Origin of the sequence: Halorubellus litoreus, assembly GCF_037081675.1 — an archaeon.
Lineage (GTDB): Archaea > Halobacteriota > Halobacteria > Halobacteriales > Natrialbaceae > Halorubellus > Halorubellus litoreus.
The window spans coordinates 1,246,251-1,272,846 of sequence record NZ_JAZAQL010000001.1; the positions used below are offsets into that span (position 1 = coordinate 1,246,251).

Consider the following 26,596-nt stretch of genomic DNA (forward strand, 5'->3'; position numbering starts at 1 on the left):
AGATAGCACCAACTTTTATGACGTTACACACTCCATGTCACACACGTCCTTTGTATGAGCCACAAAAATGACCCAGCCGGGGTACGTGGACGAGGCGACGACCGTGCGAACCGAGGGCCGCTTCGCGCGCTCGTCGACCGGTTGCGCCGCCACGACCGCGAATGGGCCGACCGCTACGTCCGGATGCGGTTCGACGCCGGCCGCTAGCCGGCCACCAGCAGTCACGCACCGCCGATAGAACGAGTTCGCTTTCACCACCGCTCGCCCGCGACCACACAGCGACGCGTCCGTCGACCGACTGCGAGTGAGAAGACAGCGACAGCGCCGTCGACCGAGCAGGAGCCTACTCGTCGAGTCGCACCGACAGCACGGGCGCAGCGGACTGCCTGACGACCTTCTCCGTGACGCTCCCGATGAGGTAGTGGTCGAGGCCGGTTCGGCCGTGCGTTCCCATCACGACCACGTCGACGTCGGCGTCGTCGACGTACGCGACGATCTCCTCGTGGGGGACGCCCTCGCGGAGGACGCGGTGGACGTCGACGTCGTCGCCGAGCGCGTCGACGGTCGCGTCGATAGCGGCCTCGGCCTGATCGCGTTGCGCCTCGTCCCACGCCTCGGGTGCGATACCCGACGTCGGGCTCTCGAAGCGGTTCCGCGAGTCCGCGACCGACAGCACGTGCACGGTCGCGTCGTACGTCGACGCCAGCTCGGCGGCGTGCGTCGTCGCCGCCGTCGTCCCCTCGCTCCCGTCCGTCGGCAGCAGGATGTCGTCGTACATCAGAACCCACCCGTCGCCATCCCGAACAGGGCCAGCGAGATGATCGCGAACAGGCCCGCGACGAACTTCTTGATGGTGCTCGTCTCGAGCGCGTTCGACACGTACGGCGCGATCTGACCACCCGTCACCGTCGCCGGCACCGTGAACGCGACCATGTTCCACGGCGTCGACGCGATGTCGAGCGTGTGCGCGTCCCCGAAGATCGCCGGGAACATGTCGACGAGGATACCGCCGCCGAAGACGTGCATGAGCGACGCGAGGATGGCGGTCGTCGCGACGATGATGTGGTTCGTGCCGATGGCGACCCGCACCGGGACCTTCGTCCCGAGCATCGACACGATACCGAGTTCACCCGAGCCGAAGCCGGCGAGGCCCTGGAACGTCCCGCCGACGCTGTAGTTCGCGAACCGCCGGAGGTACCCGCTCCGGGTGTACTCGTAGTCGTCGCCGCCGCGGTCGACCCGCGTGACCGTCCCGTCGTCGTCCGTGCGGACGCCAGCAGGCCCGAGCTTGTCGTCGTCGTCCGGCAGGTTGCGGTCGGCCGTACCACCGTCGGCCGCGGCCGTCGTCTCGCCCGCTGCGGCGTCGTCCTCGCCGGGTTCTTCGTGGTCGAGGTCCGCGCGCATCAGGAGGTACGCGGCGGCGGTGAGCGCGAGCCCGAGCAGGAGGTGGAACACCCACGCCGGGATGACGAAGGAGATGATAGCGCCGAGGATGACGAACGGAACGCTCCCGCCGACGATGGTGAGCGCGAGTTTCCGGTCGACGAGCCCGTACTGGATGAACGCGATGGACGACGACGACAGGCCGAACGCCTCGCTGATGAGGCCGACCTTGACGAGCGTCGTCGGTTCGAGCACGTGCACGCCACTCCACGCGCTCGGGTCGAGGCTCCCCGAGGAGAAGATGGGGAACAGGAAGATGAGGAACGGCACGAACAGCGCACTCCCACTGATACCGACGGTGTTCACGATGGTCGCGCCCGTGAGGAAGACCGGGAACAGCCACCAGTACTCGAGCCAGTAGCTCGTCCCACCCGCGCCACCGGTGGGTGCGAACAGGAGGACGGTCGCGACGAACAGGACCGGGGCCGCGAACACGAAGAAGTGCTGGTACTTGAGGAAGTTCTTCTGGACGGTCGCTTTCGATGGCGTACTCATACGTTCAGTCCTCCGTGATGGGCGCGGTCACCGGACGCGACCGAACGGTACCGCGAGCGGTTGCTGTGCGGTCGGTCGAGGTCGTGCGAGAACGAGCGGGTCGGCGGTCAGCGCGAGTGCAACGACGGCGGGGCATCCTAGGAGATCCCCCCGGGTGGTTCGCTGTGGAGCAGTTGCGGCGCTGGCTCGTCGCGGGTCGCGAAACGCGTCATGGTGAGCGTGGCCTAACGAGGATTCGAATAAAAGCCTTGAGGTTCGCGAGCCGCTTGCCACGCCGCCACACGCGAACGTTGCCGGTACGAGGGCCGGGCAACGCCAGTCGCGACCCACGCTGCTTTTGCGTGCGCGGCGACTACGAGCGTGCCATGACCGATATCGCGGCGAAGGTCGAGGCGATGCGCGCGGACCTCCGCGAGCGCGACGGCGTCCTCGTCGCGTTCAGCGGCGGCGTGGACTCGAGCGTGGTCGCGGCGGTCGCCCACGACGCGCTCGGCGACGACGCGGTCGCGTGCACCGCCAAGAGCGAGACGCTGCCCGACGCCGAACTCGACGATTCGCGGCGGGTCGCGGACGAGATCGGGATCGAGCACGACGTCGTCGAGTTCAGCGAGCTCGATTCGCCGGACTTCGTCGCGAACGACGGCGACCGCTGCTATCACTGCCGAACGATGCGGCTCGGTCGGATGTTCGAGCGCGCGACGGAACGTGGAATCGACGTGGTGTGCGACGGGACGAACGCGAGCGACGCGGACGGCGGGCACCGCCCCGGCCTCCAGGCGGTCGACGAACTGGACGCGTACTCGCCGCTCCTGGAACACGACTTCACGAAGGAGGACGTCCGCGCCGCCGCGGACGAGTACGGCCTCTCGGTTGCGGACAAACCGTCGATGGCGTGCCTGTCCTCGCGCATCCCGACCGGCATCGAGGTCACCGAGGAACGCCTGAGTCGCGTCGAGAAAGCGGAGGCGGCGCTCCGCGAGTGGGGGTTCTCGCAGTTCCGCGTCCGCGACCACGACGGCCTCGCACGCATCGAAGTTAGCCCCGACGAACTCGACGTCGCACTCGATCGCGACTTCGCCGAAGCCGTCCGCGAACGCCTCTCGGACCTGGGATTCGAACACGTCACGCTCGACCTCCACGGCTACCGGACCGGGAGCGTCAGCCCCGAAAGCGACGACGCAGCGATCAACGGAGAGGACGGCGACGACGAGCCCGTGGTCGCGAACGTCTTCGAGCAGGAGTACCCGCAGTAGCGGACGAGGCCGCGGCGAACCGAGCGATGCTCGCCGCGTGGAACGGTGGATGAACGAACGGGGCTTGCTGCCCGGCTACCGATAGCTGTTCCTCGAGTTCCGTCCAACTAGACACCGTTGTATACGGACCGGTAATGAGTAGCTAACAGTAAAAGCGATTTCTAACGGTCATTGTCGTTTATTACACGTGGGTTTGTTGCACGACGTCGTGGGCGCCATCCCACAGTCCCCAAATGAAACGACAGAGACAGGAAGTCGATGCGGACACGGCGGACGACGGACCGGACCGGTACGACCGCACGGACGCAGCCGAACTCGACGAGGACGCGTTCGAGGGCCGGGGGGGAATCGACCGGCGGACGTTCCTCGGCGTCGCGGCCGCCACCGGCGCAGCCCTCGCACTCCCCGGCACCGCGAGCGCCGACGTCACCGACGACTCGATGACCGACCTCGCGGAGTTCGTCGTCAACGCCACCCCCGACGACTACGAGGCCGCGCTCGCCATCGAGTTCGACGACGCCACCTCGCTCGACGCGTTCGACGACGAATACGGGGAAACAGACTGGGACGTTGACCAGGACGACCGACCGCCGAAGGTGGTGACGCGCGACGCACCCAGTCCCTCCGCACACGCACACGTCACGGCACAGGAACTCGCGTTCACGCTCGACGAGATCGGTGGCGTCGAGCACGTCGATTACTCGCCGGGCGCCAACCCGTTCTGGAAACTGGACGACCCCTACGCGGACGGCGTCGTCCCCGACGTCGAGAACGCCCGCGACTGGATCTCTCACCCGGAAGCCGGCGCGGCGCTCGAACACCTCGAGACCGAGCACCCCGACATGGTTCGCCTCGAGCGGATCGGTCAGGGTCCCGGCTGGGAGAACAGCTACACCGGCGAACGCCCCGACCCCAACGACATCTACGTCGCGGAGCTGACCAACGACGTTCGAGACGACGCGACGTTCCAGGAGAAGGACAAGGCCGTCTTCATCACCGGGATTCACGGGAACGAGCGTGCCGGCGTCGAAGCGGGCACCCGGATCATCGAGGACGCAGTCACCGGCGACGCCGAGGCGTTCACTCACCTCCTCGACGACATCGTCATCGTCTGGGTATACATCAACCCGGACGGCTGGACCATCCGGAAACCACAGTACGGCCCCCACCCGTACGCGGGATTCTTCGGGTCGCCGTTCTACGGGCACTATCGCGGGAACGCGTCGCTGGTGGACACGAACCGCCAGTACCCGACCATCGGATGGACGAACCCAGCGTTCTGGCCGGCCGACCACGGGAACGCACCCGACGTCCGCCCCGGCTACGACGTCGGATACGACGACGTCGTCCCGGACGCGCTGGCGACCGTCGGACACCTCCGCGAGTACGACAACGTCGAGTACCTCTGCGACTACCACATGATGGGGTTCGCGGACACGATGGTGCTGAACCTCGAATCCAACGCCGCCTACGAGCACGACGGCACGCACGACCTCGACGAGGTGAACCGACGCATCGACGACGCGATGACCGACCGGTGGGGGAGTCCGGAAGCGATCGCCAGCGACACGATTCGCGCGGGAAAGGACACCATCTTCGGCGACCCGAACGACTACGTCCCGGACGAACTGCTCGACTACGGGTCTATCTACGACTCCCTGGGGTACAACGTGACGGGCGGCCTCCTCGGGTGGGCCGGGCAACCCGAGGAGTTCGGCGGGCTCGGCGCCGTCACGGTCGCCCCCGAGCTCGCGATGCGAGCCTGGTCGAACTGGCGCCCGTACATCGAGCGCCACCTCGAGACCGCGTACCGCCTCTCGATGCGCGAGTTCGCGGAGCTGACCGCCGCCAGTACCGACGCGACGGTCGCGACCGACGGCCAGGACACGGCGTACGTGACCACCAGCGAGTTGACTCGTTCCTCCGCGGACCTCTCGCATACCGACGAGAGTCCCGGAAACGGCAACGGTCGCGGCCAGGAGCGCGCGACCGACGTGCAGCGGCGCCACGAGACGGTGCAGCCCGGCCCCGGCGGTCGCGCGGACGTGAGGTCGGCCGGGCGGACGCACTCGCTCGCTGCGGTCGTCAACGACCGCGGGCACGAGTCCGGCGTCGTGCAACTCGTCAACCCCGGCAGACAGGTCGTCCGCACGCTGGACCTCGGCGAGACCGACGAACGCAGTTTCTACGTGCCGAACCCGGCGTCCGGCGACTGGTCGGTCGAGTTCGACGGCGACGGCGACGTCGGCGTCGAGTTCGTCACGGTCGACACCGACGGGGACCACCCGGACCCCGAAGAGGCGTACGGCTACTCTCAAGAGGAGTACGTCGTCAACCCGATGCAGTTCTTCGCGGATCTCGAACCCAATCTGGAGTCCGGGAGCATGGACGGGGTCCGCGTCCACGACGTCCGCGTCGGGAAGCTGCTTCGCGGGAACTCCGGGAAGCGCCGCTACGACAAGGTCGTCGTCTCTCACGACGTGGGGCGCGACGACCCGCGGTACGTCGACGAACTCGAGGCGTTCGTGGACGCGGGCGGCGACCTGGTGTTGACCGACACGGGGCTGCACCTGCTCGCGGACCTCGACGTCGGCGAGGCCGCGGCCATCGAGGACGACGACCTCCAGTCGATCCGCGTCGGCATCGCGAACCTCGTCGACCGGAACTTCGACCACCACATCCTGGCGGACATCCGACCGCTCCAGTTCGAGATGTGGAAGAGCCCGCAGGTCGGGTACGTGCCCAACGAGCCCGACCAGCCGGCGACGGTCGTCGACGACGACGCGTTCGCGGACGCGGGCGGTGACGTGGCCGGCCGGATGACGGGAGCGCTCGCGGACGGCTCGGAGGCGGGCGGCGTCGCCGCCGGGTCGCTCGCCGCCGGCGACAGCGAGATAAACGTCCTGGGGTCGGTGCTCCCGCCGGCGAACCAGCGGGAGCTCCATCCGTTCGGGATGGCGGACTACGCCGTCTCGTTCATGGGGCACACGATGATCTGTAACGCACTCGGCTTCCAGCAGCGCCGGTTCGTCGAGGGCGAACTCGTCGGCACCTGGGGCGAAGTCCGATAGTCAGGGCGCGACGCTCGCCGTCGACTACGCTCTCGGCGTCGAACCGGTCGGCGTTCGAGCGCGACTCAGCGGCCGGTCCACCGCAGCAGCGCGAGCGTCCCTTCGAAGAGGACGATCATCGACACTGCGATGATGAACGGCGCCATCCCGGTCGGGTCGGGCGCGAACAGGAACGCGATACCACCGAAGGCGCCCCAGAAGAGGAGGCGGCGGGATTCGAGCCACTGGCGCGAGGTGACGCCCATCATGATGGCGAGCATCACGAACAGCGGGATCTGGAAGACGACCGCCTGCAGGCCCATGAGCGCGACGATGAGGTTGAACGTCGACTGGAGGCCGTACGCGATGACCGCGTTCCCCTCGGTGTAGTAGTCGAAGTACTGGAAGAGTCCGGGGAGGACCGCGAAGTACGCGAACGCCATCCCGGCGACCGCGAGCACGAGACTCGTCGGGACCGCCGCGAGGTAGTACCGGCGCTCTTGGGGGTAGAGCCCGGGTCGCATGAAGAGATACGACTGGTAGACGAGCACGGGTAAGGCGATGAGGACGCCCGCGAGGCTCGCGACCTTGATCTTCGTGAAGATGAACTCCAGGGGCGCGTAGAGGTGCGGGCGCGCCGCGTCCTCGCCCGCGGGGAGGATGTCCGTCCACATCTCCATGACGAGGATGTCCGAGTAGAGGTACATGAGGATGGTCGCGACGGCGCCCGCGAACACGACCGCGGCGAGCCGCAGCATCATCTCCTCGATGTGGTCCGCGAGCGGCATCTCCTCGTCGTCGGGCGGCCCCTCGAACAACTCCTCGTCGTCCTCTATCGTACGGCCGCCGCCCGCGCCAGTCCCGGTGCCCGTTCCGGCGCTCGCGCCGGCACCTGCCGGCGTCGCCTCACCCGGGTTCGGTGCGCCGGCGGCGTGCCCGACCGGGACGTCCGACGGCGCGCTGTTGTCGCGCTTGTCCGGGTGCTCCGGCCGATGCTTCTCCGGCGCGTCCTCCGGGCGCTCGAACCCCGCCTCGACGCCGCGGTTCGGTACCTTCTCCTCGTCCGCGACCACGCCGTCGTCCGGTCTCGCCATCTCCTCGCCCTCCTCGGGGAGGTCGACGTGCCGCGTCCGCGGCTCGACGCGCTCCAACCCGCCCGAATCCTCGTCCTCGACCTTCTCCAACCCACCCGAATCCTCGTCGGACGCATCGTCGTCGGACGCCTCGTCGGCGTCAGAACCGTCGGCGTCGTCCGCCTCGTCCGCACTCGTCGACTCGTCGACGTCCGGCGCATCTTCGTCGTCGCCAAGGCTCTCGTCGGACGGCACCTCGGCGTCGTCCGTCTCGTCTGGCGAGGCATCCTCGTCGGTCGAGTCGTCCGCGTCGGGAGCATCCGTCGTCTCGTGAGAATCGTCCGCGTTCGTGGTCGAGTCGGCTGTGGCGTCGGTCGCGTCGTCGCCAGCGTCGCCGACGGCGTCGCTCGGCGCGCCGTCGTCGTAGTCGTCCGACTCGTCCGGCATCTGTCGGAAGTAGACGGGTGTGGCGTTATAGGCCTTTTTCTCCGTCGCGCTCGCGAGCGAGCGGGGAGAAGAAGATTGATGTTTCCGAGGTAGGTAGCCTCCCGCAACTAATGAGTTCGGTCATCAACGAGGACACCGCCCGGACCATCGACGCCGGGCGCGAGACGATCGGGGCACTCCTCCGCGCGGCCCAGAAGGAGCTCCAGAAGGTATTCATCGTCTCCCTCGTCGGACTGCTCGGGACGATCTGGGCGCTCCGGACGTTCCTCTGGAAGGCGCTGAAGGTCAACACCAAACAGCGCATGCCGCCGGAGATCGCCGCGCAGGTCGACATCATCGCGCGGACGCCGTTCGACGTCATCCTCCTCCAGTTCAAGATCGGCGCGGTCGTCGGCATCCTGTTCGGCCTCCCGGTCCTCCTGTACTACGCGAAGGAACCGCTGAAGCGCCGCGGCTGGACGCCCGAGGTTCCCGTCTCGCGAGCGCAACTCGCCGGGTTGAGCGTGCTGATGGTCCTCCTGTTCGTCGGTGGCGTGGCGTACGCGTACATCGTGTTCTTCCCGTTCATGTTCGAGTTCCTCGCGCAGAACGCGATCAACGCGACGCTGAAGCCGACGTGGGACATCACGATGTGGACGCAGTTCCTCTTCCTGCTCACGCTCTCGTTCGGGCTCGCGGCGCAACTCCCGCTCGTGATGTCGTCGCTGTCGTACGCGGAACTCGTACCGTACGAGACGTGGCGGGACAAGTGGAAGTTCGCGGTCGTCGGCATCTTCGCGTTCGGCGCGATCGCGAGCCCGCCGGACCCGCTCACGCAGGTGATGTGGTCGATTCCGCTGTGTACGCTGTACGCGGCGTCGCTCGCGCTCTCGAAGGTCGTCGTGAACCTCCGGCGGCGCGGCGAGGGCGCGGCCGAGGCGGACGGCCTGCTGCGGATGCGGATGCTACAGTTCGGTGGGTTTTTCGCGGCGCTCCTCCTCGGGGCCGTGCTCGCGATCCGCGTCGGCGTGGTCGCGACCATCGACGCGGCGGTCGTCCCGGCGCTCCCCGGCTTCCTCCAGCCCGCGAACCCGCTCGCGTCGGGTGGACTGGCGCCGGAAGCGGGCTTGGTCGCGCAGGGACTCATCTCGATGCAGATCGCCATCATCGTGTCGCTGCTCGTCCTGCTCGCGTACACGCTGAAGGTCCTCCGGAGCCCCGTCGTGCCGCGCGCCGGCGGTCGCGGCATGGACCCGGCGGACATCGACCTGGACGTCCTCGACGAGGCGGGCGTTCGCGCCGCACCGCCGGAGGTGTTCGCGGAGATGACCGAGGACGAGGCGCTGTCGAAGGCGAGCGCCGCGATGAACGCGGACGACCCGGACAAGGCGCAGGCGATCCTCGACCGGTTCGACCAGATTCAGGAACAGCAAGCCGCGCAGGAGGCGGCCGAGGCCGCGGGCGCTGGCGCGGCCGCTGGCGAGGCGACGAGCGCGACGAGTGACGGCCACGAGTTCGCGGCCGGCCCGCCGGGCGACACGCCCGTGACTGACGTCGACGCGATGAAAGGCAACACGGACGCGGCGAGCGACGACGACGGGAACGTCCTCCAGTCGACCGCGGCGGGCATGATGGACCCGTTCACCGAGGAGGAGACGACCGAGGACGACATCGGCGGGTACTACTACGACATCACGTTCGTCCTCCAGTCGCTCACGTCGAAGGTCTTCAGGCTGGTCGCGGTGTTCATGGCGACGCTCGCGGGCGTGTTCTTCTGGCTGTACCGCGGCGGCCTCGGCACCATCAAGGAGCAGTTCCTCTCTCGGGTCCCGCCGGAGGTCCGCGGCGACCCGAACACGCTCCCGTTCGCGGAGAGCGTGGAGACCGCGAACGCGTTCGCGTCCGCGATGACGACGATGCCCGGCGGAACCGCGGGTGCGACCGCGGGACCGTCGAGTCCGACGACGATACTGGACGTGTTCCCGACCGCGGAACTGCTCGCGAACATGGGTGGCGTCGGCCAGATCGGGATCGTCGTCGCACTCCATCCCGTCGAACAGCTCATCTTCGCGGTGAAGGCGAGTACGATACTCGCGGCGGCGGTGACGCTCCCGCTCCTCGGGTACTACGCGTGGCCAGCGGTCAAGGAACGCGGGTTCGGCGGCGACGGCGACTCGTCGGCGTTCCTCCTCTGGGGTGGCGCGATGTTCCTCGGGTTCGCGGTCGGGAGCGCGCTCGGCTACCTCGTGTTCGCGCCCGCGGTCGTCTCCTACCTCGTCGAGGACGCCATCCGCGCGAACATGGTCATCTCGTACCGCGTGAACTCGTTCATGTGGCTCATCGCGTTCATGACCGTCGGCATCGGCATCCTGCTCGACATCCCCGTGTCGATGGTGCTGTTCCACTACGCGGACATCGTGAGCTACGACGCGATGCAGCGCGCGTGGCGCGGCGTCGTCCTCGCGCTGTTCGTCGGCAGTGCGTTCATCACGAGCAGTAGCGTGCTGTCGATGCTCCTGTTCGCACTCCCGCTCTCGGTCGCGTACGGGTTCGGTCTCCTCGTCCTCCGCGTGCTGACCGTTCCGGAGCGGCTCTTCGGTGGCGGCGGCGGGTCCGAGGTCGAAGGCACGGCCTGATTGCGCGCGAACTGGTCGACGCGAACTGGTCGTCGTCGACCCGACGCGCCGAGAACTCCCTGCAGGAAACGGCACCAATCATAAGAGGTGCCCTCGCGAATCTTCGAGTATGCCAAAGATAAGCGTCGAGGTGCCACAGGAACTCCTCGACGACCTGGACGACCACGTCGGCGGGGAGGGGAAGTTCGTGAATCGAAGCGAGGCCATCCGTGCGTCCATCCGGAAGACGCTGGATACGCTCGACGAGATCGACCAGCGGCACGGTCGGTTGGACGACGAGTCGTAGGCAGCACCGAGTCCGCGTCGGTTACTCGTCGACGGGTTGGGCGAACGCGAACCGGGGTTTGACCTGGTCGATGCGGACGTCGAGTTCGTCGCCGACGTCGGCGCCGGAGACGAACACCGTGAAGTCCTCGACCTTGGCGACGCCGTCGCCTTCGCTGCCTTCGTCCTCGATGGTGACGGTGACGACGTCGCCTTCGCGGACGGGCGCGGTCAGGCGGTGCTTGCCGACGATGTAGACCTCGGAGGACGAGTCGCGGGAGGCTTCGGGGACGACGGTGCGGGCGTACTGGAACTCCTCGTCGACGTCCGCTTTGAAGTCCTCGAGGTCCTGGCCCTGGAAGACCTTCACGGCGAAGTCGCCGCCGGTCCCGAGGACGTCCGTGGCGACGTCGAGCGCTTGCCGCGCGAGGTGGACGCTGCGGGCGTGGTCGAGGCCGTACTCGCCGGTCATGTTCGGTGCCATGTCCGAGAGGACGACGTCGACGTCGCCGCCGGCGACGTCGCGAACCTCGGCCTTCGTGTCGTCCTCGGTCATGTCGCCGCGGACGAATTTGACGGTCGCGTCGACGTCGTCGAGGTCTTTGATGCGCTGGAAGTCGACGCCGATGACGGTGCCGCCTTCGCCGACCTCTTCGGCGGCGACCTGCAGCCAGCCGCCGGGGGCGGCGCCGAGGTCGACGACGGTGTTCCCCGGGCCGAAGAGCCCGGTTTCGCGGTCGAGTTGCTGGAGCTTGTACGCGGAGCGCGTCCGGTAGCCCTCCTGTTTCGCTCGGTTGTAGAATCGGTCTTTCCGCGTCATTCGATTGGGAACGCGTACGACGCGGGGGCGGTTAGGGCCTTCGTCTCGGTGGCGCCGGTGTCGCGAGCGAGCGTCGCCGCGGGCGGCGGCCTGCTGTCGGCGTCGCGTCGCGACCGAGCGGCGGTCGCGCTCGGACCGGCGTGCGGGGCGTCGTCGGTCCCGGCAATCCCGGGCGTTGGCGGTACCTACAAGCGCGGTGCGACCGCATTCTCGGGCATGGATACGGATGCGTTCCTCGCCGAGGTACGGGAGGCGAACGAGACGGCGCTGTCGCGGCTCGGGTCGTCGAAGTCGCTGTACGCGTTCACGGACGGGGAGTTGGAGGCGGCGGCGGTCGCGTCGGTCGCGGCGAACGTCTCGCACGCGGCGGCTGCGGCGCTGGAGGCGTACGCGGCGAACGCGTCGAGCGACGCGGCCGCGGAGGCGTTCACGGCGTTCGGCGACCTGTCGGCGGAGCACGCCGGGACCGCGGAGAGCATCAGCGACGACGTTCCGGCGCTGGAGTCGCACGACGCCGTGGCAGCCCTCGGCGAGTACGGCGACGGCTCGGGCGCGACCGACGCTGAGCGACTGGGCGCGCTCGTCGGGTACGCGCTCGTCGCGAAGAAGATCGCCGAGCAGTCGACGGGGTTCTTCACGGGCGAGGCGGACCCGCAGACCGCGAGCACGTTCCGGTCGTACGGGAGCGACGTGGAGGCGCGCCGAGACGACGCGCTCGACGCGCTCGCGGTGGTCGTCGACGGCGACGCGGACCGCGAAGCCGCGCTGGCGGCGGCGACGGCGGTCGTCCAGGGCGCGTACGAGGAGTACACCGAGCGACTGGAGGCGATGGGCGTGAACCCGAAACCAGTCTGCTAAGACCGAGTTTTCTGCCTCGAACAGCGTTTCAGGCGGTGTAGCGGGCGAGTGCGACGCCGGCGAGTGCGAGCGCGCCGCCGGCGAGCGCGAGGTACGCGCCGACGCCGGGACTGCTCGTCGCGACGTGCGCACCCGGTGGTGGACCGTCGCTCGCGAAGTCGGTGATCGCTTCGAGCGCGAGCCCCGTCGTCACCGCGGCGAGGACGCCGACGGCGAACTGGCTGCGGCGCGACCACTCGCCGACGGCGACCGTGACGACCGCAGCGCACGCGACGAGCGCGTACACGCTGTGGACGTCGAGTTCGAACCCGGCGGCGGCGACCCACGGCAGGACCGCGCCGAGCACGCCGACGGCACCGCCGGCGACGGCCGCGGCACGGTATCGCTCCGAGGACATATCCACGGAGTTGGACGCCCAGTGCGTAAAAAGACTCGTGTGACTCGCGTCAGACGCCCTGTGAGAATCCCGGCGAGTGGGGTTAGTCAGACGCCGTCGACGGTCGAGCGGTACGCGCGGACGGCGTCGATGGCCTCGTCGATCTTCGACGCGACGGTCCCGCCCTCGGCTTCGGCGATCTCGGTGAGGATGCGTTCGTGGCGCGCGAGTCGACCGTGGTCGGGGCCGCGCTCGCTCTCGGCGTGACTCGCGAACTCCGCGGCCTGCTTGCTGAGGCGCTCGGTGGCGTCCTCGTGAGTCGCTGCGTCGGCTGCGGCTTCGAGCAGCTCGCCCGCCCGCTGGAGGTTCTCGTGTACCATGGGAGAAGAGACGACGCGACCGGGCTTAAAGCTCGGTTCGCTCGCAGGTTCGGCCGGTGTCTATGACGCCCGCGGGAGGCTCGTCCCGGCGTTCCCGCCGGTGGTCGCGGTGGCGTTCCCGCCGGTGGTCGCGGTGGCGTTCCCGCCGGTGGTCGCGGTGGTGTTCGCGCCGTCGACGGCGACCGTGACGGCGCCGGACGTGCCACTGATGGCGAGGTCGGCGACGAATCCGGGGGTGCCGACCGCGAGGACGAGCGTCCGGTTCGCGGGGCGGTGGAGGGTCGCATGCGAGTTCGGGAGGCGCCAGCGGGGGATGGGCGTCGACGTGGAGGGGGCTGCGTCAGCGGGTGGTCGTTCGTCACGGGCACGGTCGCCGCGCGCGTCGAGGACGGCGGCGAGCGCGCGCTCGGCTTCGGTCGCGTCGCGGGCGGTGTCGAACCGGAGGACCCACGCGTGGTTCGCGGTGCCGTCCTTCCGGAGGACGACGAGCGCGTCCTCGCCCCAGCCGGCGGCGGCGACCCTTGGGGCGGGTGCGGTCTCGGTACCGTCGCTGGCGTTGCGTGGCGCGTTCGCGAGGGCGACGCGGAGGAACGCCTCGCCGAGGCGGTCGGCGACGCCGCCGCGGTACGCGGTTCCGGCGGTGTCGACGGTGACGTCGAGCGCGACGGGCGCGTCGCGGGTCGCGTGCAGGACCTGTTCGCTCGTCTGCGGCGGGTCGGCGTAGACCGCGGTGGCGTTCGCGGGCTCGTCGAACCGATGGGTGACGTCCCGGTAGCCGGCGACGTAGGGATGCTGGCGGTACCGGAACGCGCTCCCGCGGGGGAGGCGGTCGAGCGCGCGCTCGCTGCGCTCGATGCCGGTCTCGCCGTTCGGTCGGTACCGCCGGACGTACGCGGTCTCGACGGCGACGGCGACGCCCTCGACGACGGCGCGGCGAACGAACCACGCGTCGGTCGTCCGCGGCCGCGAGACGTTCCCGGCGAGCGTCGCCGCGCGCCCCTCGCGGAACTGGACGTAGTGCGCGAACTCGTGGGCGAGCACGGCCGCCGCGCTCGCCGCGGTCGCGTTCTCGCCCGGGTACACCGCGACCGTGCCGTACGAGACGGTCGCGCCGTTCGGCCCCACGACGCGCGAGCGGTTCACCGCCCGAGCGAGGCCGAGTGCGCGCTCCAGGCGGTCGTGACCGCTCGCGGACGCCATCGTCGACCCCGACGCGTTCCCGTAGAACGCGGTCGCGTTCGTCACGCGCACCGACGCCGGCGCGGTGACGTTCGCACCCATGATACGCTCCACGTGCTCGAACACCCGGGTCGCGTTCACGGGGAGCTCGCCACCCCGAACCGCAATCGGCGACTGCGTCTCTCCCACGCCCGACGGCGCGGCGGTGGTCGACGACGCGACAGTGGCCGCCGACGCGACAGTGGCCGACGCCGACGTGGTCGTCGTCTCCGGAGACGAAGGCGGACCCGTGGACGCGGTGGTCTCCGGGACCGCGTCGGTCGCGAACGGCGCGGAACAGCCCGCGACCGCGAGCACGACGGCGACGGCGACCGCAGCGAGCGAGGGACGCATAGAGGTCAGGGCTGCGTGCCGTTGATGGGCGTCGCCTCGCTCGCCTCGTCGGGGAGCGACACCGTCACCGGCCCGTAGTGGATGAACTGGCGGGTGACGTCCGTGACGACGGTGACCTCCTGGCCGTACGCGTTCTCGACCGTCCGATTGAGGTGCATCGTCGCCGCGTGCACGCGACCCGTCTCCGGGTCGACCGCGAGCGTCCCCGAGAGCGCGTTCAGCGACTCGGCGTCGACGCGGTAGCCGCTCAGGGTCGCGAGCGCGCTCGCGTTCACGTCGAGCGCGAGCACGACCGCGCCGTCGCCGTCGACCGTCGTCTCGCCGGCGACCGACGCGTCGGAGGCGTTCGCGAGCCGCGCGACGACCGCGGTCGAGGACGCGTTCACCCACGCGCCGTCGGCCGGCACGCGCACCCACTCGGTACCGTACTCGCGCTCGTACGCCGGCGACCGCTCGAAAACCGTCCCGTTCACGAGGTACGTCGCGGTCTCGACGCGCTGGCCGTTCGCGCGAACCGTCCGCTCGATGGCGAGCTCGCGCGCCGCGACGTCGTCGCGCTCCGTGAACGCGACCTCGACGGTGGTCGCGCCGCTCGCGGTGCGGACCGTTCGCGTCACGTTCCCCTCGACGACGACGCCCTCCGCGGTCGCGAGCGACGACGCACCGGCGGACGCGAGCGCGTCCGCGTCGACGTCCTCGAACTCGCTCCCCGCGTCGTCATCACTCGTCGACCCCGAGCCGGTCGTCGCGACGGTGCTCGACCCAGCGGTCGTCGCTGCGCCAGCGTCGGCGTCGGTGGCCGCGGTGGCGTCGGTCGTGGTCGATACGGTCGTCGTCTGGCCGGTCGTACCGACGCACCCGGCCGCGAGGAGCGCGAGCGCGAGTGCGACGGCGACGAGCGCGTGTCGCGTCATCGGCACCCGGCACTACCGGGTCGATAGCAATAGGGGGACTAGGGGCTTTTCTCGACCGGAAAATCCGCTCGTGCGTCCTCGTCGGAGATGCCGTACTCGCGGACGGCGGTGGCGGCGAGGAGCGCGTACCCGAGGAGCGTCAACGCACCGAGTGTGACCATGAGGAGGCCCGTTCCGGGTTTCAGGCCGCTCCCCACGGCGGCGTGGGCGTCGGGGATGTCGATCCACGTCATGCTGGCGCTGGCGAGACTCGTACTGCCGACGAACAGCGAGACGACGACGTGCGTCAGCAGGTCGTTCGAGACGAACAGCAGGAAGAGGGCGACGATCGCGAGCAGGAACACGATGTGCGCGCCGTTCGCGAACCCGTGAATCGTCTCCGAGGCGACCGCCGACGGGTCTCGGAACCACGGGAGGAGCGAGCCGACGGCGACGAGTAGCGACCCCACGAAGCCGGCGGCCGATTTCGGAGATAGCAGAACCATGAATCAGCGAATAGTGTGGTGGAAGAAACGCGTTTCGGTCCGCGGTCGCCAGACGCCGGGAGGCGTGCGCGTCAAGTGCCTCCGCGCCCAAGCGAGTTCCAATGACCGACACCCCCGAGGACGCCGACGCGGAGCGCGAGCGCGCCGAGCCGGACGGTCCGCTGTCGCCGGACCGGCCGGAGGCCGAGCGGCCGTTCCGGGTGGACGCGCCGTTCGAGCCCGCGGGCGACCAGCCCGAGGCCATCGAGGCGCTCGTCGACGGCTTCGAGTCTGGGATGACCGAGCAGACGCTGCTCGGCGTCACTGGCTCCGGGAAGACGAACACCGTCTCGTGGGCCGTCGAGGAACTGCAGACGCCGACGCTCGTCATCGCGCACAACAAGACGCTGGCCGCACAGCTCTACGAGGAGTTCCGGGAACTCTTTCCGGACAACGCCGTCGAGTACTTCGTCTCCTACTACGACTACTATCAGCCCGAGGCGTACGTCGAGCAGACGGACACGTACATCGACAAGGACGCCTCCATCAACGACGAAATCGACCGCCTCCGGCACTCCGCGACGCGCTCGCTCCTCACCAGGGACGACGTCATCGTCGTCGCGTCGGTCTCCGCGATCTACGGGCTCGGTGACCCGCGGAACTACGAGGACATGAGCCTCCGCGTCGAGGCCGGCGAGCAGGTCGGCCGGGACGAACTGCTCGCGCGGCTCGTGGACCTGAACTACGAGCGCAACGACGTCGACTTCACGCAGGGCACCTTCAGGGTGCGCGGCGACACCGTCGAGATCTACCCGATGTACGGCCGGTACGCCGTCCGCGTCGAGCTGTGGGGCGACGAGATAGACCGCATCGTGAAGATGGACCCGATGCAAGGCACCGTCGTCAGCGAGGAACCAGCCGTCCTCCTGCACCCCGCGGAACACTACTCGATACCCGAGGAACGCCTCGAACGGGCGATGGACGAGATCCGCGAGGACCTCGACGACCGCGTCCGGTACTTCGAACGCCAAGGCGACGCGGTCGCCGCGCAACGCATCGAGGAGCGCACGACGTTCGACCTGGAGATGATGCAGGAGACCGGGTACTGTTCGGGCATCGAGAACTACTCGGTGTACCTGAGCGAGCGCGAGATCGGGGACGCGCCGTACACCCTGCTCGACTACTTCCCGGACGACTTCCTGTGCGTCGTCGACGAATCCCACCAGACGCTCCCGCAGGTCCGCGGGCAGTTCGCGGGCGACAAGTCCCGGAAGGACTCGCTCGTCGAGAACGGCTTCCGGCTCCCGACGGCGTACGACAACCGCCCGCTGACCTACGAGGAGTTCATGGAGAAGACCGACAAGCGCCTGTACGTCTCCGCGACGCCCGGGGACTACGAGCGCGAGCACTCCGAGCAGATCGTCGAGCAGATCGTTCGCCCCACCCATCTGGTCGACCCCGAGATAGAGACGGCGCCCGCGACCGGGCAGGTCGACGACCTCATGGACCGCATCGAGGCGATGCCCGACGACGAGCGCGTGCTCGTGACGACGCTCACGAAACGGATGGCGGAGGACCTCACGGAGTTCTTAGAGGAGAACGGCGTCGACGTCGCGTACATGCACGACGAGACAGACACCCTGGAGCGCCACGAGCTCGTGCGGTCGCTGCGATTGGGGGACATCCAGGTCCTCGTCGGTATCAACCTCCTCCGCGAAGGCCTCGACATCCCCGAAGTGTCGCTCGTGGCTATCCTCGACGCCGACCAGGAGGGCTTCCTCCGGAGCGAGACGATGCTCGTGCAGACGATGGGGCGCGCGGCGCGGAACGTGAACGGGAACGTCGTCCTCTACGCGGACGACCCGAGCGACGCGATGAAGGCCGCCGTCGAAGAGACCGCGCGCCGCCGCCGCATCCAGCGCCAGTACAACGAGGAGCACGGGTACACGCCGACGACCATCGACAAACCCGTCGGCGAGACGAACCTCCCCGGGTCGGAGACGGACACGAGCGGCGTCGCCGGCGACGCGCCCGCGGACGCCGAGGAAGCCCAGGCGCGAATCGAGCGCCTGGAGGACAAGATGCAGGAAGCCGCGAACAACCTCGAGTTCGAACTCGCCGCCGACATCCGCGACCGCATCCGCGAACTCCGCGAAGAGTACGACGAACTCGTCGGCCCGGATGAGGACGGCGTCCCCGTCGAATCCGACCCCGAGTTCTAGTCGGGAGCCGGCCAGTCAGGCGTCGAAGGCGTCGTCGAGAGGGGCAGGCAGGTCGCGTCCGAGTGGGAGGGCGTCGCGCGCCGCCTCGGGAGCGTCGGCCGCGAGCGTCGCGACCACCTCCCGGATTCGGTCGCGCTGGGCGTCGGTCTCGGCGACGCGAGCGGCGGCGTACGCGACGCAGGCGCGAGCGTCGGCGTGCTCGGAGTCGAGGGCCCCGATGACCGCGTCGGCGTGCGGCCGCAGCCAGTCGGGGTGGTCGTCGGCGAGGTCGACGAGGACGCGCGAGGCCGACCCCCTAGTCGCGGGCGTCCCGCCGAGGCCGACCGCGCCGTCGGTCCGGTCGTCGCACGCCGCGAGGAGCGCGTCGACGACTCGCCCGGGGTCGGGGTGGTCGAGGAGCGGGTGGTGGTCGAGCCCGCCGGCCTTCGCGAGGGCGTGCGCGGCGCGCTTGCGAACGACGGCGACGTCGTCGTCGAGCCTCGCGACGAGGCGGTCCGCCGCCTGCCGCACGAGGTCCGGAGCGTCCCAGTACGACGCGACGGTCCGAAGCAGGCTCTCGGGGAAGACGCCGACCGCTGACTGGCGGACGGCCGGGTCGGGGTCGTCGAAGAGGTCGAGGAACGCGCGGAATGCGGCGCGACCACGGTCGGTCCGGGCCGCGTCCGCGTCGTACGTGAACGGGACGTGGACGAGCGCCCCGCGGACGCGCGGGTCGGGGTCGGCGAACGCTCGCTCGGCGAGCGCGCGGAGGACGGCGGCGTGCTCGTGGTCGTCGAGCGTCGCCTGCCGCCAGACCTCGACGACGTGCCGGCGGACGGGTGCGTGCGGGTCGTCGAGCGCCGCGGTCAACGTCCGTGCGCGCTCGGTGACGAGACGATCGCGGACGCCGGTATCGTCCAGGGAGAACCGCAGGAGAGCGGCCGCGGCCGCGCGTCGTTCGGCGTCGGGCGCGTCGAGCGCCGCGATGACGTCGTCGAGCGCGCGGTCCGCGAACCGGTCGACTGGTTCGTCTATCGCGTCGTCGACCCGGGTCGCGGTGCGCTCCTGGAGCGCGGCCCGGGCATACGCTCGCGTCCGCGGGTCGGGGTCGTCGACGACGCGAGCGAGCGTCCAGAGGACGTCGACCGCAGTGCTCGCTCCCCGGTCCGGATCCGTCGCGGCGTCGCGGAGGACCGCGGCGGCGTCCCCGCGCACGTCCGGGTCGGCCGCAGTCAGGCGGTCGCGCCCGGCCCGGACGGCGTCGTCAGATGGCGACATCGACCCCGTACTCGCGAGCGAAGTGGTCGACGAGCAGTCGCGAATCCCACCCCTCGCCGGTCCCGTGCACGTCCACGGTGAGCACCTCGCCGTCGTGGCGCTCGTAGTAGTAGCCGGCCGAGTAGCCGGTCGAATCGACCTCCCAGGCGAGGGACGCGCGCTCGACCGCGTCGCCGGCCGCGTCGAGCGCGTCCTCGACGTGGACCTGGTCGCCCGGGCCCACGAACACCAGCGCGTCGCCGTGCTCGCACGCCAGCGAGAGCCGGTTGTCGTCGGTGACCACGGTCGCGAGCGCGTCGCGATCCGCGCCCGCTTCGGGTTCGACCGCGAGGTAGAGCCAGTTCGCTCCCATGCCGGCCAGTCACCGCGACCGACGAAAAGCGTGCGGGGCGACGGCCGCGGCCGGGCGGCCGACTCCGAGAAGCGCGACGCTGGCCGCCGCCCCGACGACGTGCGACGGCGGGCCGAACGCCGGACGGGACGACCGCGTCAGTCCGCGAGCGCCCCCGGGGCGACCGGGACCTCCTCGGGTTCGACCTCGTCGGTGAGGTCGTCCACCGAGTCGACGGGCCCGCGGACGAACAGCCCGTGGCCCATGATGCCGACGGCGACGAGGCTGGTCGCGGTGACGCTCGTCGTCGCCGCGACCGGCGTCGCGACCCCGACGACGACGCCCGTGGCCATCGCCGCGACGATGCCGAGCAGCACGAGGTCGTAGTACTGCCACTGGTAGTCCATACGTCCACGCACGGGAGCGTTCGACTAAAGCGTTCGCACGGGAGATAAAACGCCTCGTCACCGGGTCGAGCCGGGGAATACGCCGGTCGCTGTCGCGACGTCGCTGCGAGGGTTCAAGTACGATGGCGCGGCGAACGGCGACGTGCCCGAGTAGCGGGGTCGCGTCGACCACGGCGGGAGCGTGGCGCATCGACGCGACGACGACCGTGTGCGCCACCTGTTCGCCAACGATACCCGAGAGCGACAGCGCCCGCCCTACAGCGCCGCGAACGCCGAGAGCACGGCGCCCGGGAACGCCGCGAGGACGGCGCCGAGGACGCCGAGCGCGGTCGAGACGACGAAGAGGAGGTCCGCGACGACGACGCCGAACACGAGCAGCGCGGCGACGAGGATGAGGACGAGTCCGAGCAGGCGGAGGTACGGCTCGTACCCGCGCTTCCGTCCGCTGCCGGTGCGTTTGCGTCGGTGACTCATACGTTCATGACGCGCTCGGAGACCGTAACTGTTCCCAGCGGGAGTTTTTTGCTCGCCGAATGGGTAGGGGGGCGCAGGATGGAACTGTCGGCGATTCCGGGCGTGGGCGAGAAGACCGCCGCGGCGCTCGCGGACCTCGACGACCCCGAGGGCGCGCTCCGTCGTGGGGACGTGGCGACGGTCGCGACCGCCCCCGGTATCTCCGAGGGCCGCGCCGCACGCATCGTCCGCGGCGCGATACGCTACGAGCACGACGACCCCGGCGGGTTCCTCGCAACCGACCGTGCTCGCGAAGTGTACAAGGAGGTCCTCGGTCTCCTCAAGGACCGGACGGTCACCGAGTACGGCGCGAAGCGCGTGGAGACGTTCTACCCGAGCGCCGCCCCGTCGCGCGTCGAAGAGGTCCAGGCGTTCGTCAGCGAAGCGATGGCGCGCGACGTCGACCCCGAGGCGCGAGCGGCGCTGTCGGACGTCGAGCCGCTCGCCGCGCCGAACGACGTCGTCGTCCGCGACCGCTGCCTGGCGACGACGGACGCGGAGGTGTACGCCGAGGCACGCGAGGCGATCCCGGAGGTCTCGGTAGAAGTCGTCGAGGACGCCCGCGGGCTCGCCGAACTGGCGCGGGGGTACGCGACCGTGGTCGCGCTCGACGAGGCGTTCGCGGGCATCGACGTCGAGGGCGACGTTCGCGTGGAGCCGGACGCCCTGGAGCGACCCGCGGCGGTCGTTCCCGAACGCCAGCTCGCGTTCTTCGCCGTGAACCGCGACCGACTGCGGGCGGCAGCGGAGGTCCACCGCGAAGCCGACCTGGAGGCGCCCACGGACGTCGAGGACCTCCTGGCGTCGCTCGACCGCCTCCGCGAGGACGGGACGGTCGCGGACGACGACGAACTCGACCGCCTCCAGGACGCCGTCGACGACCTCGACGCGGCGGTCGGGATGGCGGAGAACGTCGCGAACGACCACCTGAAGGAGGCGATACAGGAGCGCGACGTCACCATCGAGGGCGCGGACCTCCTGAGCCTCGTCGAGCGCGGCGCGGGCGTCGACTCGCTGCTCTCGCGGGAGCTCGCCGACGAGTACGCGCAGGCGGTGGACGCGGCCAGGGACCACCTCGTGGACACGCTGGACCTTCGCGGGGACGAGGCGGAGATGGCTCGCCGTGCGTTCGGCGACGAGCCGACGTACCCCGTGGCCCGCGACGACGAGGTCGTCTCGCGGCTCCGCGAGTCGCTCACGACGGCGCGCGACCGGCGGAGCGCGCGATTGAAGCGCGAGCTCGCGAAGGACCTCGCCGACCACCGGGACGGCGCTCGCGACCTCGTGCACGCGGCGCTCGAACTCGACGTCGAGTACGCGGTCGCGCGGTTCGCCGCGGACTACGCGTGCACGATGCCCGAGTTCGTGGAAGCTGGAGACGACGGGAACACGCCTGGGTTCGCCATCGAAGGCGGTCGGTCGCCGCTCCTGGACGTGCCCCACGACGAAGTCGACCCCGTGGATTACGCGGTCGACGGCGTCGCGCTGCTGTCGGGCGTGAACTCGGGTGGGAAGACGTCGACGCTCGACCTCGTCGCGACCGTCGTCGTCCTCGCACACATGGGGTTACCGGTACCCGCGGACTCGGTACGGCTCGGGTGGTTCGAGGACCTGCACTATCACGCGAAGACGCAGGGGACGCTGGACGCGGGCGCGTTCGAGTCCACGGTCCGCGAGTTCGCGGACCTCGCGACCGGCGGCGCCGGCTCGCTCGTGCTCGTGGACGAACTGGAGTCCATCACGGAACCGGGCGCGTCCGCGAAGATCATCGCGGGCATCCTCGAGGCGCTTTCCGGGAACGGCGCGACGGCAGTGTTCGTCAGTCACCTCGCGGGCGAGATACGCGAGATGGCGGACTTCGACGTGACCGTCGACGGTATCGAGGCGGAGGGCCTCGAGGATGGCGAACTCGTCGTGAACCGGTCGCCGGTGAAGGACCACCTGGCGCGGTCGACGCCGGAGCTCATCGTCGAGAAGCTCGCCGGCGAGTCCGGCGACGGGTTCTACGACCGGTTGCTCGCGAAGTTCTGAACGCGAGCGCCGGTCGGCGGCGCCCACGCCGTTCGCTGCGTCGGCTCGCCCGGTCCGTCGAGCGCATGTCGGTACCCGACCATGTTGTGGTAATCGTTATGCAGGCACATAGCGAACGGCGTGGTATGGGAACCCTCGCACGGCCGGCTCGACGAGGTGGCACGGCGTGAAGTACGCGTACCAGTGCCCCCACCACGGGTGCAAGTTCACGCTCGAAGCGAACGACGACAGCGCGCTGGAACGTCGCGTCGCACGACACGACGCCCGCGAACACGGCCGGAAGTTCGACCGCGCGCGGTTCGAGGACCGACTCGAGGTCTCCTGACGCGACGCCCGACGGCGTCGTGACGCGGTCGACTGGACGCGTCTCGACCACTCACCCGACGGCAGCCTCGTCCGACGCGTGGCTGCCGAACAGCTAAGTGCCCTGGGCAGCAGGGTGAAAGTGATGTCCGAGGACCCCGAGGAGGGGATGCTCTCGTGGGACGAGTCCGTGTTCCGGGACGAGCGCGTGTTCGAGATCGATTACGTCCCCGAGACGTTCCAGCATCGAGAGAGCCAGATGCGGACCCTCCAGTACACGCTGCGGCCGGCGACCCGCGGCAGCCGGCCGCTGAACGCGATGGTTCGGGGCCCGCCGGGGACCGGGAAGACGACCGCGATCCAGAAGCTCTTCGGGGAGCTCCGCGCGGAGACGAGCGACGTGCACACGGTCCGCGTGAACTGCCAGATGAACGCGACGCGGTACTCGGTGTTCGCGCGCCTGTTCGAGGGGATCTTCGACTACGAGCCGCCCGCGTCCGGCATCTCGTTCAAGAAGCTGTTCGGGCAGGTCACCGAGAAGCTCGTCGAGGAGGACGACGTGCTCGTCGTCGCGCTCGACGACGTGAACTACCTGTTCTACGAGAACGAGGCGAGCGACACCCTCTATTCGTTGCTGCGAGCGCACGAGGAGTACTCGGGCGCCCGTATCGGCGTCATCGTCGTGAGCTCGGACCCGAGCCTGGAGGTCATCGACGAGCTCGACTCGCGCGTGCAGTCGGTGTTCCGCCCGGAGGACGTCTACTTCAACGTGTACGACCGCGAGGAGATCGCGGGCATCCTCCGGAATCGCGTGGAGCGCGGGTTCCACGACGACGTGGTGTCGACGACGGTCCTGGATTACGTCGCGGAGAAGACCGCCGAGAGCGGCGACCTCCGCGTCGGCATCGACCTGCTGCGGCGCGCGGGGTTGACCGCGGAGATGCGCGCGTCGAAGGTCGTCGAGAAGCGCGACGTCGACGAGGCGTACGAGACGTCGAAGTTCGTGCACCTGTCGCGGTCGCTGGAGAGCCTGAGCGAGTCGGAGACGGAGCTCCTGGAGGTCATCGCGGAACACGAGGGCAAGCAGGCGGGCGAGGTGTACGAGGAGTTCCAGGCGGTCTCCGGCCTGGGGTACACGCGGTACTCGGAGATCGTGAACAAGCTCGAGGACCTCGGTATCGTCGCGACGAACTACGCGGAGGTCGACGGCCGCGGGCGCTCTCGGGAACTCCACCTGGAGTACGAGCCCGAGGCCGTGCTGTCGCGACTGGAGTAGGCGCGAGGTCGCGAGCGGTCGTGCGACGTGGTTGCGGTCGAGCGGAACGGCCTTCCGGTGCGAGGGCGAATTCTGGGGTATGAGTGAGACTGCGGAGTTCGACGTGGACGCGTGGGAGCGCGAGCTGGAACAGAATCGCGAGGAGAAGGACGAGTTCTTCGGGAGTCACCCGCATTCGCCGATTCCGAAGGAAGAACGCGACGACTTCGAGGGCCTGGAGTACTTCGCGCCGGACCCCGCGTATCGCGTGACGGCGACGGTGCATCTGACCAGCGGGGACGACGAGGACGTGTACCGGATGGAGACGTCGACGGGCGGCGAGCAGCGGTACCTGAAGGTCGCGGAGTTGACGTTCGAGCTCGACGGGGAGACGCACTCGCTGGCGGGGTACCGTCAGGAGGGCGAGGACCGCGAGTCGCTGTTCGTGCCGTTCCGCGACAAGACGACCGGCCAGCAGACGTACGGCGCGGGCCGCTACATGGAGTTGGAGGCCGAGGGCGAACTCGAAGACGGCCAGGAGATCCCCGTCGACTTCAATCTCGCGTACAACCCGTTCTGTGCGTTCTCGGACGCGTACGCGTGCCCGCTGCCGCCGGAGGAGAACTGGCTGGAGACGACCGTCGAGGCCGGCGAGAAGGACTGGGAGTGACCGGTCAGTCAGCGTCGCTGGTGACGAGTTCGTAGCACGCGAGGGCGGCGGTGCCGGCGGCGATGGCGACGGTGCCGAGGAACGCGAAGAAGACGAGGAGGTCGGGGAGGGCGTCGGTGGTGGTGATGGTGCCGGCGGCGACGAGCGCGAGGCAGCAGACGGCGAGTTCGAGGAGGACGTCGTGTTTCGTGCTCGTGCGCGGTCGCTGGTCGGCCTGCGAGGCTGGAGCGGCGGGGCGGTCGCGCTTGCTGGGCATGCGCGTGGCGTCCGCTGCGCGTCGTGAAAGTCTTGTGTCTGGTCGGAGCGGTCCGTGTGGCCCGCGTCGAGGGCGGTGTGGTGGTCAGAAGGAGACGCACTCGTGCCCGTAGACGCTGCCGGGCGTGGTGGGGTCGCGGTCGGAGTAGCCCTTGCGGCCGATGGCGCGCTCGCAGACGCCGGCCTGGAGGGTGTGTTCGACCTCTTCTGGCGTGTGGAACGTCTGGTCGCCGAATCGCTGGAGGATGTCGGCGATGGTCTCGGTGCCTTCGGCGAGGTCGAGTTCGTCGTCGCCGATGGCGTCGGTGAGGTCGTCGGTGGTGAGCGGGTACGTCTGGTTCGCGATGGCGTCGCCGGTGCCGTTCAGGCGCATACCCAATAGCGTGTGAAAGATAATTATAAACATTGTCCACTAACGTCCTTGGTGGGTTGGGTAGTGGTTATATTCCTTAAGGACCGCGAGCGAGGGATTCCGACCGACCCGTAGTGGACAGGTCCTTGGTGGTCGCCCCGCAAGCGCGAGCATGCCCTACGCCGACCTCCACGCGCACACCACGAACTCCGACGGCACGCTCGAACTCGACGAGGTGCCGGCGGCCGCGCGCGACGCCGACGTGTCGGTCGTCGCCGTCACCGACCACGACCGCACCCACCCCGGCCTCGACGCACCGGTCGTCGAGCGCGACGGCGTGACGCTCGTCCACGGCATCGAACTCCGCGTCGACGCCGGCTTCGGGCGCGTCGACCTCCTCGGGTACGGCGTCGTCGAGACCGACGCGCTCGCCGCGCTCGTCGACCGCGTCCAGACCGACCGCGCCGAACGCGGGCAGCGCATCATCGACAACGTCGAGGACCACCTCGGGGTCGAACTCGGCATCGAAGGACGGCCCGGGCTCGGGCGGCCGAACGTCGCGCGCGCCGTCGCCGACCACCCCGACACCGACTACACGGTCCAGGGCGTGTTCGACGACCTCATCGGGAACGACGGGCCGTGCTACGTCGCGCGCGACGTCCCGACGTTCGACGAGGGCCGCGAGGTCCTCGCCGAGGCCTGTGCCGTCGTCGGCCTCGCGCACCCGTTCCGGTACGACGACCCGGAGCGCGCGCTCGCACTCACCGAGACACTGGACGCGGTCGAACGCGACTACCCCTACGGCGACGGCGTCGACGCGGACCTCGCCGCGGTGGACGCGGCCGCGACCGAGCACGACCTCCTCGTGACCGCCGGCACTGACGCGCACGAGCGCAAACTCGGCGTCTGCGGGCTCGACGAAGCCGACTACGAGCCCCTCCGCGAGCGTCTCGCCGCCCACGGCGACGCCTGAGGG

General features: G+C 69.6%; 27 protein-coding genes. 12 read left to right on the forward strand and 15 right to left on the reverse strand.

The window, feature by feature from the left end; all coding sequences use genetic code 11:
* The first annotated feature begins 54 nt into the window (after positions 1 to 54).
* A complete protein-coding gene (locus VYJ16_RS06260) occupies positions 55 to 207 on the forward strand; it encodes a hypothetical protein (RefSeq protein WP_227134063.1) in 153 nt (50 codons plus the stop codon).
* A 136-nt stretch (positions 208 to 343) separates the two neighbouring features.
* Here VYJ16_RS06260 and VYJ16_RS06265 read toward each other — a convergent pair whose 3' ends face one another.
* Both VYJ16_RS06265 and VYJ16_RS06270 read right to left on the reverse strand, forming a co-directional pair.
* Positions 344 to 778 carry a universal stress protein gene (locus VYJ16_RS06265; protein WP_336349439.1) on the reverse strand — a complete coding sequence of 145 codons (435 nt, stop codon included), beginning with the start codon at positions 776 to 778 and terminating at the stop codon, positions 344 to 346.
* Entirely contained in the window at positions 778 to 1,938 is a 1,161-nt protein-coding gene (locus tag VYJ16_RS06270) for a sulfite exporter TauE/SafE family protein (RefSeq protein ID WP_336349440.1), read from the reverse strand. Before VYJ16_RS06270 ends, VYJ16_RS06265 begins: the two co-directional genes overlap by 1 nt.
* 365 nt (positions 1,939 to 2,303) lie before the next feature.
* On the opposite strand from VYJ16_RS06270, the gene larE reads away from it, so the two are divergent.
* Together larE and VYJ16_RS06280 are read left to right on the forward strand one after the other, a co-directional pair.
* Entirely contained in the window at positions 2,304 to 3,191 is an 888-nt protein-coding gene (gene larE, locus VYJ16_RS06275; protein ID WP_336349441.1) for an ATP-dependent sacrificial sulfur transferase LarE, read from the forward strand.
* Positions 3,192 to 3,424: 233 nt separating this feature from the next.
* Positions 3,425 to 6,262, forward strand: coding sequence for a M14 family zinc carboxypeptidase (locus tag VYJ16_RS06280; protein ID WP_336349442.1), 2,838 nt, complete (start codon positions 3,425 to 3,427; stop codon positions 6,260 to 6,262).
* 65 nt (positions 6,263 to 6,327) lie between these two features.
* Here VYJ16_RS06280 and VYJ16_RS06285 read toward each other — a convergent pair whose 3' ends face one another.
* A complete protein-coding gene (locus tag VYJ16_RS06285) occupies positions 6,328 to 7,761 on the reverse strand; it encodes a twin-arginine translocase subunit TatC (protein ID WP_336349443.1) in 1,434 nt (477 codons plus the stop codon).
* Between the two features lie 110 nt (positions 7,762 to 7,871).
* On the opposite strand from VYJ16_RS06285, the gene VYJ16_RS06290 reads away from it, so the two are divergent.
* Together VYJ16_RS06290 and VYJ16_RS06295 are read left to right on the forward strand one after the other, a co-directional pair.
* Positions 7,872 to 10,376, forward strand: coding sequence for a twin-arginine translocase subunit TatC (locus tag VYJ16_RS06290; RefSeq protein ID WP_336349444.1), 2,505 nt, complete (start codon positions 7,872 to 7,874; stop codon positions 10,374 to 10,376).
* Positions 10,377 to 10,485: 109 nt separating this feature from the next.
* Positions 10,486 to 10,662 carry a ribbon-helix-helix domain-containing protein gene (locus tag VYJ16_RS06295; protein WP_336349445.1) on the forward strand — a complete coding sequence of 59 codons (177 nt, stop codon included), beginning with the start codon at positions 10,486 to 10,488 and terminating at the stop codon, positions 10,660 to 10,662.
* Positions 10,663 to 10,683: 21 nt separating this feature from the next.
* On the opposite strand, the gene VYJ16_RS06300 is transcribed toward VYJ16_RS06295, so the two are convergent.
* Complete coding sequence (locus tag VYJ16_RS06300; protein WP_336349446.1) at positions 10,684 to 11,460, reverse strand: 23S rRNA (uridine(2552)-2'-O)-methyltransferase; 777 nt, start codon at positions 11,458 to 11,460, stop codon at positions 10,684 to 10,686.
* A 48-nt stretch (positions 11,461 to 11,508) separates the two neighbouring features.
* On the opposite strand from VYJ16_RS06300, the gene VYJ16_RS06305 reads away from it, so the two are divergent.
* The gene (locus tag VYJ16_RS06305; protein WP_336349447.1) at positions 11,509 to 12,318 is read left to right on the forward strand and encodes a rubrerythrin family protein; all 810 of its coding nucleotides are present in this window, start codon (positions 11,509 to 11,511) and stop codon (positions 12,316 to 12,318) included.
* A gap of 28 nt (positions 12,319 to 12,346) precedes the next feature.
* On the opposite strand, the gene VYJ16_RS06310 is transcribed toward VYJ16_RS06305, so the two are convergent.
* From VYJ16_RS06310 to VYJ16_RS06330, 5 genes are all read right to left on the reverse strand, one after another.
* Positions 12,347 to 12,715 carry a hypothetical protein gene (locus VYJ16_RS06310; RefSeq protein WP_336349448.1) on the reverse strand — a complete coding sequence of 123 codons (369 nt, stop codon included), beginning with the start codon at positions 12,713 to 12,715 and terminating at the stop codon, positions 12,347 to 12,349.
* An 86-nt stretch (positions 12,716 to 12,801) separates the two neighbouring features.
* On the reverse strand, positions 12,802 to 13,074 hold the full coding sequence (locus VYJ16_RS06315) for a DUF7553 family protein (RefSeq protein ID WP_336349449.1): 273 nt from the start codon (positions 13,072 to 13,074) through the stop codon (positions 12,802 to 12,804).
* Between the two features lie 60 nt (positions 13,075 to 13,134).
* Positions 13,135 to 14,646, reverse strand: coding sequence for a hypothetical protein (locus VYJ16_RS06320; RefSeq protein WP_336349450.1), 1,512 nt, complete (start codon positions 14,644 to 14,646; stop codon positions 13,135 to 13,137).
* A gap of 5 nt (positions 14,647 to 14,651) precedes the next feature.
* Complete coding sequence (locus tag VYJ16_RS06325) at positions 14,652 to 15,560, reverse strand: LolA-like protein (RefSeq protein WP_336349451.1); 909 nt, start codon at positions 15,558 to 15,560, stop codon at positions 14,652 to 14,654.
* Between the two features lie 38 nt (positions 15,561 to 15,598).
* Positions 15,599 to 16,045, reverse strand: coding sequence for a hypothetical protein (locus tag VYJ16_RS06330; RefSeq protein WP_336349452.1), 447 nt, complete (start codon positions 16,043 to 16,045; stop codon positions 15,599 to 15,601).
* A 101-nt stretch (positions 16,046 to 16,146) separates the two neighbouring features.
* Here VYJ16_RS06330 and uvrB point away from each other — a divergent pair, with 101 nt between their 5' ends.
* Complete coding sequence (gene uvrB / locus VYJ16_RS06335) at positions 16,147 to 18,246, forward strand: excinuclease ABC subunit UvrB (protein ID WP_336349453.1); 2,100 nt, start codon at positions 16,147 to 16,149, stop codon at positions 18,244 to 18,246.
* Positions 18,247 to 18,261: 15 nt separating this feature from the next.
* Here the strand turns inward: uvrB and VYJ16_RS06340 are convergent, their stop codons facing one another.
* From VYJ16_RS06340 to VYJ16_RS06355, 4 genes are all read right to left on the reverse strand, one after another.
* A complete protein-coding gene (locus VYJ16_RS06340; protein WP_336349454.1) occupies positions 18,262 to 19,503 on the reverse strand; it encodes a hypothetical protein in 1,242 nt (413 codons plus the stop codon).
* On the reverse strand, positions 19,490 to 19,855 hold the full coding sequence (locus VYJ16_RS06345; RefSeq protein ID WP_336349455.1) for a hypothetical protein: 366 nt from the start codon (positions 19,853 to 19,855) through the stop codon (positions 19,490 to 19,492). The genes VYJ16_RS06340 and VYJ16_RS06345 overlap by 14 nt, the downstream gene beginning before the upstream one ends.
* Positions 19,856 to 19,992: 137 nt before the next feature.
* A complete protein-coding gene (locus tag VYJ16_RS06350; RefSeq protein WP_336349456.1) occupies positions 19,993 to 20,241 on the reverse strand; it encodes a DUF8015 family protein in 249 nt (82 codons plus the stop codon).
* Between the two features lie 255 nt (positions 20,242 to 20,496).
* Complete coding sequence (locus tag VYJ16_RS06355; protein ID WP_336349457.1) at positions 20,497 to 20,715, reverse strand: hypothetical protein; 219 nt, start codon at positions 20,713 to 20,715, stop codon at positions 20,497 to 20,499.
* Between the two features lie 78 nt (positions 20,716 to 20,793).
* On the opposite strand from VYJ16_RS06355, the gene VYJ16_RS06360 reads away from it, so the two are divergent.
* The 4 genes from VYJ16_RS06360 to VYJ16_RS06375 all read left to right on the forward strand — a co-directional run bounded on the left by VYJ16_RS06360 (position 20,794) and on the right by VYJ16_RS06375 (position 25,013).
* Positions 20,794 to 22,785 carry a MutS-related protein gene (locus tag VYJ16_RS06360; protein WP_336349458.1) on the forward strand — a complete coding sequence of 664 codons (1,992 nt, stop codon included), beginning with the start codon at positions 20,794 to 20,796 and terminating at the stop codon, positions 22,783 to 22,785.
* Positions 22,786 to 22,951: 166 nt separating this feature from the next.
* Positions 22,952 to 23,110 (forward strand): hypothetical protein, encoded by a 159-nt coding sequence (locus VYJ16_RS06365; RefSeq protein WP_336349459.1) that lies wholly within the window; start codon positions 22,952 to 22,954, stop codon positions 23,108 to 23,110.
* A gap of 123 nt (positions 23,111 to 23,233) precedes the next feature.
* Positions 23,234 to 24,364: an ORC1-type DNA replication protein gene (locus VYJ16_RS06370; protein WP_336349460.1), complete on the forward strand. Its 1,131-nt coding sequence runs from the start codon at positions 23,234 to 23,236 to the stop codon at positions 24,362 to 24,364.
* Positions 24,365 to 24,443: 79 nt separating this feature from the next.
* Positions 24,444 to 25,013 (forward strand): DUF1684 domain-containing protein, encoded by a 570-nt coding sequence (locus tag VYJ16_RS06375; RefSeq protein WP_336349461.1) that lies wholly within the window; start codon positions 24,444 to 24,446, stop codon positions 25,011 to 25,013.
* 4 nt (positions 25,014 to 25,017) lie between these two features.
* On the opposite strand, the gene VYJ16_RS06380 is transcribed toward VYJ16_RS06375, so the two are convergent.
* Both VYJ16_RS06380 and VYJ16_RS06385 read right to left on the reverse strand, forming a co-directional pair.
* Positions 25,018 to 25,269 (reverse strand): hypothetical protein, encoded by a 252-nt coding sequence (locus tag VYJ16_RS06380; protein ID WP_336349462.1) that lies wholly within the window; start codon positions 25,267 to 25,269, stop codon positions 25,018 to 25,020.
* An 84-nt stretch (positions 25,270 to 25,353) separates the two neighbouring features.
* A complete protein-coding gene (locus tag VYJ16_RS06385) occupies positions 25,354 to 25,641 on the reverse strand; it encodes a DUF5789 family protein (RefSeq protein ID WP_336349463.1) in 288 nt (95 codons plus the stop codon).
* A 151-nt stretch (positions 25,642 to 25,792) separates the two neighbouring features.
* On the opposite strand from VYJ16_RS06385, the gene VYJ16_RS06390 reads away from it, so the two are divergent.
* Positions 25,793 to 26,593 (forward strand): PHP domain-containing protein, encoded by an 801-nt coding sequence (locus tag VYJ16_RS06390; protein ID WP_336349464.1) that lies wholly within the window; start codon positions 25,793 to 25,795, stop codon positions 26,591 to 26,593.
* Positions 26,594 to 26,596: the final 3 nt, after the last annotated feature.

Coding starts and splice junctions, on each gene's coding strand:
- VYJ16_RS06260 (WP_227134063.1), top strand. CDS start 55: ATGAGCCACAAAAATGACCCAGCCGGGGTACGTGGACGAGGCGACGAC.
- VYJ16_RS06265 (WP_336349439.1), bottom strand. CDS start 778: ATGTACGACGACATCCTGCTGCCGACGGACGGGAGCGAGGGGACGACG.
- VYJ16_RS06270 (WP_336349440.1), bottom strand. CDS start 1,938: ATGAGTACGCCATCGAAAGCGACCGTCCAGAAGAACTTCCTCAAGTAC.
- larE (WP_336349441.1), top strand. CDS start 2,304: ATGACCGATATCGCGGCGAAGGTCGAGGCGATGCGCGCGGACCTCCGC.
- VYJ16_RS06280 (WP_336349442.1), top strand. CDS start 3,425: ATGAAACGACAGAGACAGGAAGTCGATGCGGACACGGCGGACGACGGA.
- VYJ16_RS06285 (WP_336349443.1), bottom strand. CDS start 7,761: ATGCCGGACGAGTCGGACGACTACGACGACGGCGCGCCGAGCGACGCC.
- VYJ16_RS06290 (WP_336349444.1), top strand. CDS start 7,872: ATGAGTTCGGTCATCAACGAGGACACCGCCCGGACCATCGACGCCGGG.
- VYJ16_RS06295 (WP_336349445.1), top strand. CDS start 10,486: ATGCCAAAGATAAGCGTCGAGGTGCCACAGGAACTCCTCGACGACCTG.
- VYJ16_RS06300 (WP_336349446.1), bottom strand. CDS start 11,460: ATGACGCGGAAAGACCGATTCTACAACCGAGCGAAACAGGAGGGCTAC.
- VYJ16_RS06310 (WP_336349448.1), bottom strand. CDS start 12,715: ATGTCCTCGGAGCGATACCGTGCCGCGGCCGTCGCCGGCGGTGCCGTC.
- VYJ16_RS06315 (WP_336349449.1), bottom strand. CDS start 13,074: ATGGTACACGAGAACCTCCAGCGGGCGGGCGAGCTGCTCGAAGCCGCA.
- VYJ16_RS06320 (WP_336349450.1), bottom strand. CDS start 14,646: ATGCGTCCCTCGCTCGCTGCGGTCGCCGTCGCCGTCGTGCTCGCGGTC.
- VYJ16_RS06325 (WP_336349451.1), bottom strand. CDS start 15,560: ATGACGCGACACGCGCTCGTCGCCGTCGCACTCGCGCTCGCGCTCCTC.
- VYJ16_RS06330 (WP_336349452.1), bottom strand. CDS start 16,045: ATGGTTCTGCTATCTCCGAAATCGGCCGCCGGCTTCGTGGGGTCGCTA.
- uvrB (WP_336349453.1), top strand. CDS start 16,147: ATGACCGACACCCCCGAGGACGCCGACGCGGAGCGCGAGCGCGCCGAG.
- VYJ16_RS06340 (WP_336349454.1), bottom strand. CDS start 19,503: ATGTCGCCATCTGACGACGCCGTCCGGGCCGGGCGCGACCGCCTGACT.
- VYJ16_RS06345 (WP_336349455.1), bottom strand. CDS start 19,855: ATGGGAGCGAACTGGCTCTACCTCGCGGTCGAACCCGAAGCGGGCGCG.
- VYJ16_RS06350 (WP_336349456.1), bottom strand. CDS start 20,241: ATGGACTACCAGTGGCAGTACTACGACCTCGTGCTGCTCGGCATCGTC.
- VYJ16_RS06355 (WP_336349457.1), bottom strand. CDS start 20,715: ATGAGTCACCGACGCAAACGCACCGGCAGCGGACGGAAGCGCGGGTAC.
- VYJ16_RS06360 (WP_336349458.1), top strand. CDS start 20,794: ATGGAACTGTCGGCGATTCCGGGCGTGGGCGAGAAGACCGCCGCGGCG.
- VYJ16_RS06370 (WP_336349460.1), top strand. CDS start 23,234: ATGTCCGAGGACCCCGAGGAGGGGATGCTCTCGTGGGACGAGTCCGTG.
- VYJ16_RS06375 (WP_336349461.1), top strand. CDS start 24,444: ATGAGTGAGACTGCGGAGTTCGACGTGGACGCGTGGGAGCGCGAGCTG.
- VYJ16_RS06380 (WP_336349462.1), bottom strand. CDS start 25,269: ATGCCCAGCAAGCGCGACCGCCCCGCCGCTCCAGCCTCGCAGGCCGAC.
- VYJ16_RS06385 (WP_336349463.1), bottom strand. CDS start 25,641: ATGCGCCTGAACGGCACCGGCGACGCCATCGCGAACCAGACGTACCCG.
- VYJ16_RS06390 (WP_336349464.1), top strand. CDS start 25,793: ATGCCCTACGCCGACCTCCACGCGCACACCACGAACTCCGACGGCACG.